The organism is Streptomyces panacea (assembly GCF_040560175.1).
GTDB lineage: Bacteria > Actinomycetota > Actinomycetes > Streptomycetales > Streptomycetaceae > Streptomyces > Streptomyces panacea.
This window is the reverse complement of the sequence record NZ_JARJHW010000266.1, coordinates 1-7,675: the sequence shown is the minus strand read 5'-3', so window position 1 is coordinate 7,675 and position 7,675 is coordinate 1. Positions and strand designations below refer to the sequence as shown.

At 70.8% G+C, this 7,675-nt stretch carries 5 protein-coding genes and 1 pseudogene; 4 read left to right on the top strand and 2 right to left on the bottom strand.

The window, feature by feature from the left end:
* The first annotated feature begins 128 nt into the window (after nt 1–128).
* Together P3L51_RS33900 and P3L51_RS36080 are read left to right on the top strand one after the other, a co-directional pair.
* On the top strand, nt 129–2,318 hold the full coding sequence (locus P3L51_RS33900) for an MMPL family transporter (protein ID WP_354609194.1): 2,190 nt from the start codon (nt 129–131) through the stop codon (nt 2,316–2,318).
* A gap of 76 nt (nt 2,319–2,394) precedes the next feature.
* Nucleotides 2,395–2,493, top strand: a pseudogene (locus tag P3L51_RS36080) (M56 family peptidase); the annotation flags it as partial.
* A gap of 139 nt (nt 2,494–2,632) precedes the next feature.
* On the opposite strand, the gene P3L51_RS33895 reads toward P3L51_RS36080, so the two are convergent.
* Nucleotides 2,633–3,547 (bottom strand): sporulation protein, encoded by a 915-nt coding sequence (locus tag P3L51_RS33895; RefSeq protein WP_354609193.1) that lies wholly within the window; start codon nt 3,545–3,547, stop codon nt 2,633–2,635.
* 172 nt (nt 3,548–3,719) lie between these two features.
* Between P3L51_RS33895 and P3L51_RS33890 the strand changes: the two genes are divergently transcribed.
* The gene (locus P3L51_RS33890) at nt 3,720–4,586 is read left to right on the top strand and encodes a GVDTG sorting domain-containing protein (RefSeq protein WP_354609192.1); all 867 of its coding nucleotides are present in this window, start codon (nt 3,720–3,722) and stop codon (nt 4,584–4,586) included.
* Nucleotides 4,587–4,590: 4 nt separating this feature from the next.
* Nucleotides 4,591–5,310: a class F sortase gene (locus P3L51_RS33885; protein WP_354609191.1), complete on the top strand. Its 720-nt coding sequence runs from the start codon at nt 4,591–4,593 to the stop codon at nt 5,308–5,310.
* Between the two features lie 82 nt (nt 5,311–5,392).
* Here the strand turns inward: P3L51_RS33885 and P3L51_RS33880 are convergent, their stop codons facing one another.
* Nucleotides 5,393–7,660, bottom strand: coding sequence for an MMPL family transporter (locus tag P3L51_RS33880; RefSeq protein ID WP_354609195.1), 2,268 nt, complete (start codon nt 7,658–7,660; stop codon nt 5,393–5,395).
* Between the last annotated feature and the right edge of the window lie 15 nt (nt 7,661–7,675).

The following is a 7,675-nucleotide window of genomic DNA, read 5'->3' as shown; positions in this document are numbered from 1 at the left end:
GCTTCTCCGCCGGGCGAATGACCCGTGACCCGCCCTCGTTGGAGTGACGTTTCTCCGCAGCGGCCCGCGCGTCGCGTAGACCTTCATCCGTCCTGTCCGGCCACTCGACATCCCGGCGGAGAAGCATCGTGTCTCGACTGGCTCACTGGTGTTTCCTGCACCGCCGCAGGGTGGTGGCCGTCTGGCTCCTGATCCTGGTCGTCACCGTCGCCCTCGCCCAGTCGATCGGCAGCAAGTACAACGAGAGCGCGAGCCTGCCGGGCACCGACGCCCAGGCGGCCATCACACTCCTCACCGACAACTTCCCCGCGGCCTCGGGCGAGAGCGACCAGATCGTCATCGAGGCCACCGGCGGGGCCACCGTACGCTCGGACTCGGTCCAGACACCGGTCACCGCGGCGCTCACCAAGGTGGCCGCCCTCCCCGGCATCGCGTCGGTCGTCAGCCCGTACAGCAAGCAGGGCGCGGCGCAGATCAGCAAGGACGGCACCATCGCGTTCGCCGCCGTCAACTGGAAGATGAAGGCCGCCGACGTCACGAAGTCGGACGCCAGGAAGCTGATCGACACCGCCAAGACCGCCGACGGACCCGACGTCCGTATCTCGCTCGGCGGCCAGTCCATCACCAACGAGGAGAGCGCGGGCCCCGGCCTGTCGGTGGCGGTGGGCGCGATCGCCGCGCTCGTCATCCTGCTGATCGTCTTCGGCGGCGCCCTGTTCGCGTCGCTGATGCCGCTGGTGACCGCCGCCATCGCGCTGTTCATCGGCACCTCCCTGATCAGCCTCCTGTCGCACGTCATGGACACCCCGAGCGTCTCCAGCGACCTCGCCGTACTGATCGGGCTCGGCGTCGGCATCGACTACGGCCTGTTCATCATCAGCCGCCATCGCAGCGCGGTGAAGACCGGTCTGTCGTACGAGGAAGCGGCGGTGCAGGCGGTCAACACCTCGGGGCGGACCGTGCTGTTCGCCGGGATCACGGTCTGCATCGCGCTGCTCGGGCAGTTCGCGCTCGGGATCGACTTCCTGTACGGCCTGTCGGCGGCGTCCGCGCTCACGGTCGCCCTGACCATGGCCGGCTCGCTGACGTTCCTGCCCGCCATGCTGGGCTTCCTCGGCCCGAAGACCCTCTCGCGGCGCGAGCGGCGGGCGCACACGGAGAAGGGGCCGGTCTCCGACGACGCCGCCGGATTCTGGCTGCACTGGGCCACGTTCGTGGAGCGGCGCAAGGTACCGGTGGCGGCGGGCGCGCTGGCCCTCGTCGTCGTGATCGCGCTGCCGCTGTTCTCGCTGCGCCTCGGCTCGTCCGGCGCCGCGAACGACCCCGTCGGCTCCACCACCCACCAGGCCTACACCACCCTGTCCAAGGGATTCGGGCCGGGCTTCAACGGACCTTTCCAGCTCGTGACGGAGCTGAAGTCGGCCGACGACACACAGGCGTTCGACAGCTTCCTGGCCGCCGCCGCCAAGACGCCGGGCGTGGTGTCGGTGACCCCGGCGACGACTTCTCCCAACGGCAAGGTCGCGCTCGCGATCCTCTACCCGAGCACCGGTCCGGGCGCGAAGCAGACCGTCACCCTGGTGAGCACCATCCGCGACCTGGCGCCGGAGGCCGAGGGCCCCGGCCATCCCGCCGTCCACGTCGGCGGAACGACGCCCACCAACATCGACTTCTCGCGGGTGCTGAGCGAGAAGCTGCCGCTGTTCATCGCCATCGTCGTCATCCTGGCGTTCCTGCTTCTGGTGGCGGTGTTCCGCAGTCTGCTGATCCCGCTGGTGGCGGCCGTGATGAACCTGCTGTCCGTGGGCGCCGCGCTCGGCGCGTTGAACGCGGTGTTCACCTGGGGCTGGGGCCTCTCGCTGCTCAACGTGCCGGTCGCGGGGCCGGTCGACGCGTTCATCCCGGTGCTGTTGTTCTCGGTGCTCTTCGGGCTCTCGATGGACTACGAGGTCTATCTGGTCAGCCGCATCCAGGAGGAGTGGCACCACCGGCGTCCCGCCTCGTCGCACGCGGACGAAGTCCGGGCCAACCACTGGGCGGTGACGCACGGTCAGGCGAAGACCGGGCGGGTCGTCGCGGCGGCGGCGGGGATCATGATCCTGGTGTTCGGCTCGTTCCTGATCGGCGACGACCATGTGCTCCAGGAGTTCGGATTCGGTCTGGCCTTCGCCGTCCTGGTCGACGCCCTGATCATCCGGGGCCTGATCGTCCCGGCCCTGATGCACCTGATCGGCCCGGCCAACTGGGCCATGCCGGCCCGGCTGAACCGGATCGTGCCGAACCTCTCCATCGACGCGGCGCGGAACGGCGGTCGCTGAGCTGGGAGTTGGGGGCCATCACGGCGATCGGTGGCGACGCCGGCTCATCCTCGGCTCGTCGTCGGGTGGTGGTCGGGTGGTCGTCGGGACAGCCCAGCTGCCGCCGAATCCGCTCCCCGACGGCAGGCCGGACGCCCCGGTGCGGGACGCCGTCCCGTACGACGAGGCGCCCGGGAGCCGACGGGGAGCGGAGACCCGTTACCGCGGCCCCTGCGGGCGGCCGTGGCGTTCACCGAGCAGGTGGCCCGCGCCATCGGCGAGGCGTCGCCGGTGTCGCGCGGGGCCCGCGCCCGCAGGACCAGGGAGGTCCGGGCCTAACCCTCCTCGTCGCCTTCCAGGAAGTCGCCCACCTCGTCGATGACTTCGACCGCCACCATGCCGCCCGCGACCCCCACGGCCAGACCGGCCGCACCGACGGCGACCGCCGCGCCCGTGCTCACGCCCGAGCCGTGACCGTGACCCGGGTACTGGCGTACGAGTTCGTCGACCCAGCCCCGGACCACCGTGTTCCAGTCGGTGTGCGCCACCTCGTCGTGCCCGACGGTGTGCCGCTTCAGGGCGTCGTCCACGCCCGCGTCCCCGCGCCCGTCCGCCTCCAGGACGATCTCCGTCCCGCCCGCGTGAGCCAGGAACGTCACCTCGATCTCGTTCAGCCGGTTCGCGTAACCCGGCGCGGGGACGATCTCGATCTCCTGGTAGAACGGCAGCTGCTGGCCGCTCCCGTTGATGTGTCCCAGCTCCAGGTCCGCCGACCCGAAGACGAAGCCGAGCTGCCCGAACGCCTCCAGCACGGCCTCCTGCACCGCCAACGGCCGTACGGCGAACGGGTCGAGGTCACCCCGGTCCTTCGCTCCGGCGACCTCCACCTCCGTACGTACACCCAGCGTGATGCCCATCGCTTCGCCGTGCAGCTCCGAGACGGGCGTCTCCCACGGCACCGGCACCTCGAACGGCACGCGGTACGAATCCTCCTCGCCCAGCCGGAAGCCGCCGCAGGCCTCGTACCGCGCGAAGCCGACCAGGCCCTCGCTCTCGCCCTCCTCGTGCTCCGCCTCCACGCGGGCCACGAGTTCCAGGGTGACGCGGTCGATGTCGTACGCCGCGCTCCCGCCGGCCAGCACCACCTCGCCCCGCAAGGTGCCTCCCGGCAGGACCGGGCCGTCCTCCAGCACCGTCTCCACCGTCGGCCCGCCGACGCCGAGTGAACCGAGCAGTCGCTTTAACACCATCGAGGTGTTCCTTCCTTCGTTCCCGAACTCCTGATGCGTGCCTACTTCTACAGGACCGTCGAACAGCCACCCGCGGCCGGGACCAATCCGCGTGGCCCAGGTCACCGAATGCACACACACAACGGCGACACCACCAGTCGCGGTCTCACAGTCGTAAAGGGGATGCATCGCAGTGATACGCCAGCGCACAGCCCGATTCACGGCCCTCCTCGCCCTGCCCGCCGCCCTCACCCTCGTCGCGGCCACGCCCGCTCTCGCGAGCGGCGCGGGCGGCGAACACAGCGGACACGGCGGTAACTCGACCGCGTCCAGCTCCGCGTCGACGGCCAAGGAGGGTGAGGCGTACCAGATCGATCTGGAGGCGCTGAACGGCTCCGGTGCCACCGGCGCGGCCCTGGTCAGCTTCCAGGGCACGAAGCTGACGGTGAAGATCGAGGCCACCGGCCTCGTACCCGGCCAGCCGCACGCGCAGCACATCCACGGCTCCACCGACGGTCACGACTTCAGCTGCCCCGACGCGAGCGCGGACAAGGACGGCGACGGCATCGTCAGCACCGCCGAGGGCCTGCCGCAGTACGGGGACATCAACATCTCCCTGACGACGAAGGGCGACACGTCCAAGGACAGCGGACTGGCCGTCGACCGGATGCCCGTCGCCGACAAGGACGGCAAGCTCGACTACTCCCGCACCATCGAGGTGTCGCAGGACGTCGTCGACCACATCAAGGACCTGCACATCGTGCAGCACGGCATCGACCGCAACGACGACGGCAAGTACGACTTCGGCGCCGGCAAGAGCGAGTTGGACCCGAAGCTCCCGCAGGAGGCCACCGCACCCGCCAACTGCGGCATGGTCAAGGGCGCGGCCGTCGGCTCCATGCCGGTGGGCGGCGTCGAGACCGGCACGGGCGGCGCGGCGGGCACCGGGGCCCCCGGCATGGTCGCCGGCGGTGCGGCGGCGATCCTCCTCGCGGGCGGGCTGTTCGCGGTGAAGCGCCGTACGCGGACGACGACTTCGGGCGCGAACCGGCTCGGCTGACACTGTGAGTGAGTCGAACGGTACGGGTGAAGGTGCCGGGCGGCGCGCGGGACGCCGTACGGCACTGATCGTCGCGATTCCGGTCCTGCTGATCGTCGGCGGGCTGCTGCTGGTCCTGGGAATGGGCCGGCAGCAGCCCGCACCGCCGCGGGCGGTCGACAAGGGCGGTCCGTCGGTGGCGGATTCGGCGCCCGGGTCGACCGGCCCCGCCCCGGACTCGAAGGCCGGCAAGAAGCAGGCCGCCGCGCTCCCCGCGTCCGACCCCGTACGCGTCATGATCCCCTCGCTCAAGGTGGACTCCACCCTGGAGCGGCTCGGGCTCGACAAGAACCGCGCGATGGAGACGCCCGAGGACCCGGACAAGGCGGGCTGGTACCACCCGGGGCCCGCCCCCGGCGCCAACGGCCCCTCGATCATCGCGGGTCATGTGACCTGGGACGGCGCGCCCACCGTCTTCTTCGACCTGGCCAGGATCGATCCGGGGGACAAGGTGGAGGTGGCGCGGAAGGACGGCAGGACGGCCGAGTTCACGGTCGACCGCGTAGCGACGTACGCGAAGGACAAGTTCCCGACGGTCGAGGTCTATCGCAACCTCGACCACGCCGGACTGCGCCTGATCACCTGCGGCGGCGACTTCTCCGAGGCCGACCGCCGCTACGCCGACAACGTGGTCGTGTACGCGACCCTCACCGGCAGCCACCGATCGACCGCCGACGAGGGCTGAGGGCCGAGGGCCGACCACCGACGCGCTCTCACACTGCGGCAAGGGCTCGCACGGTGCGAGGGGCTCGCACCGTGCGACGCGCTCACACCTTGACCGCGTCCGCCTCCTCGCTCTCGTCGGCCGCGCCCTGCCGCTGCTCAGGTACGAGCTTCTGCTGCAGGCTCTCCCCCTCGATGTCGAGGTTGGGCAGGGCCCGGTCGACGAGGCGCGGCAGCCACCAAGCGGCGCGCCCGAGCAGGGACATCACCGCCGGGACCAGCGCCATCCGCACGATGAACGCGTCGACGAGCACACCAACGGCCAGCGCGAATCCCATCGACTTGATGATCGGGTCGGGCATGAAGATGAACCCGCCGAACACGGCCGTCATGATCAGGGCGGCGGCGGTGACGACGCGGGCGTTGTGCCCCATGCCACTGACGGTCGCCTCCTGGGCGCCGGCACCGTGGACGAAGTCCTCGCGCATACGCGAGACGAGGAAGACCTCGTAGTCCATGGCCAGCCCGAACAGGATGCCGATGAGCAGAATCGGCAGGAAGCTCACCAGCGGTCCCGGGGTGTCGACGCCCAACAGGTCGGCGAAGTGGCCCTGTTGGAAGATCGCCACGGTGATGCCGAAGGTGGCACCGATGGTGAGCAGGAAGCCGAGCGCGGCCTTCAGCGGTACCAGGAACGAGCGGAAGACCAGCATCAGCAGCAGGATCGACAGGCCGACCACGAGCAGCAGATAGATCAGCATGGCGTCCGCGACCTTCTCGGAGACGTCGATGCCGACCGCCGTGGTGCCGGACAGCGCGACGTCGGTGCCCTCCGCGCCCGCGAAGTCGCCGATGTCGGCGACACGGTCGCGGACGGCGTGCACGACCGCCTCGGTGGCCTCGTCGGTGGGGCCGGCCTTGGGGATGACGGTGAGGAGCGCGGTGGTGCCCTGCTTGTTCAACTGCGGTGGGGTGACGGCGAGTACGTCCTTCGTCCCCTGGATGCGCTTGGTCGCTTCCTCGGCGGCGACGGCCGTGCTCGCGGCGTCGTCGCCGGAGACGACGGCGATCAGGCGGCCGTTGAAGCCGGGACCGAAGCCCTCGCTGGTCAGGTCGTACGCCTCACGGGTCGCCGAACCGGCGGCGGCGGTGCCCGCGTCGGGGAGCGCGAGGCGCATGTCGGCGGCGGGGAGGGCGAGTACGCCGAGGCCGAGGATGCCGACGAGGAGGACCGGGACGCGGAAGCGGGTGACGGTACGGCCCCAGCGGAAGCCGAAGCCCTCGCGGGGCTTGTCGGCCTCCGCCGAGGTCGAAGTCGCGGTCGAGGCCGCTGCCGAAGCCGCGGCCTCGGTCGCGGTCCGGCCGTCGCGCTGCTTGCGGGGCAGCACGCGGTCCCCGGCGAACCCGATGAGCGCCGGCAGCAGGGTGAGCGCGACGAGGACGGCGACGGCGACCGTACCGGCGGCGGCGAGGCCCATGACGCTCAGGAACGGGATGTTGACGACGGTGAGCCCCGACAGGGCGATGACGACGGTGGCGCCCGCGAAGACCACGGCCGAACCGGCGGTCCCGACCGCGCGTCCGGCCGCCTCCTCGGCGTCCACACCTTCGGTGAGGTACTGGCGGTGGCGGGAGGTGATGAACAGCGAGTAGTCGATACCGACGGCGAGACCCAGCATGAGCGCCAGGATGGGGGCGGTGCTGGTGAGTTCGATGACACTGCTCAGGGCGAACAGCCCGGCCATCCCCGCCGCGACGCCGACGAGCGCGTTCAGCAGGGTCATACCGGCGGCCACCAGGGAGCCGAAGGTGACGACGAGGACGCCCGCGGCGATCAGGACACCGATGGCCTCGGTGGAGCCCACCTCGACCTCGGCGCTGAGGACTTCACCCCCGTGCTCGACCCGCAGCCCCTCCGCGGAGGACTCCACCGAGGCGCCGACCTTCTCGTACGCCGCGCGCTGCGCGTCGGTCACCTCGTCCGCTGCGGCCTCGAACTGCACCTGAACCAGGGCGTATCGGCCGTCCTTGGAGACGGCGCCGGCCTGGAACGGGTCCACCGCGCCGACCACACCGTCCACGGCCGCGGCGTCGCGTACGACCGGCGCGACTGCGGCCTTGTCGAGCTTCGCACCCTCGGGCGCGGCTATGACGATCGTGCCGGTCGTACCGCTGGCCTGCGGGAACTGCTCCTGGAGCGAGTCCAGCGCGCGCTGGGACTCGGTGCCGGGCATGGTGAATTTGTCGCTGGTGGGACCCATGAGGGTGGCGGCGGCTCCGCCCAGCACGACGAGCAGGAGCAGCCATACGGCGACGACGCGCTTGCGCCGGCGGAAGGAGAACCGGCCGAGCCGGTACAGCAGGGAAGCCATGGCGAAGGTTTCTCT

Bases quoted from the DNA above. Each gene is read 5' to 3' on its own strand.
- P3L51_RS33895 (WP_354609193.1), bottom strand. From the start codon at position 3,547: ATGGTGTTAAAGCGACTGCTCGGTTCACTCGGCGTCGGCGGGCCGACG.
- P3L51_RS33880 (WP_354609195.1), bottom strand. From the start codon at position 7,660: ATGGCTTCCCTGCTGTACCGGCTCGGCCGGTTCTCCTTCCGCCGGCGC.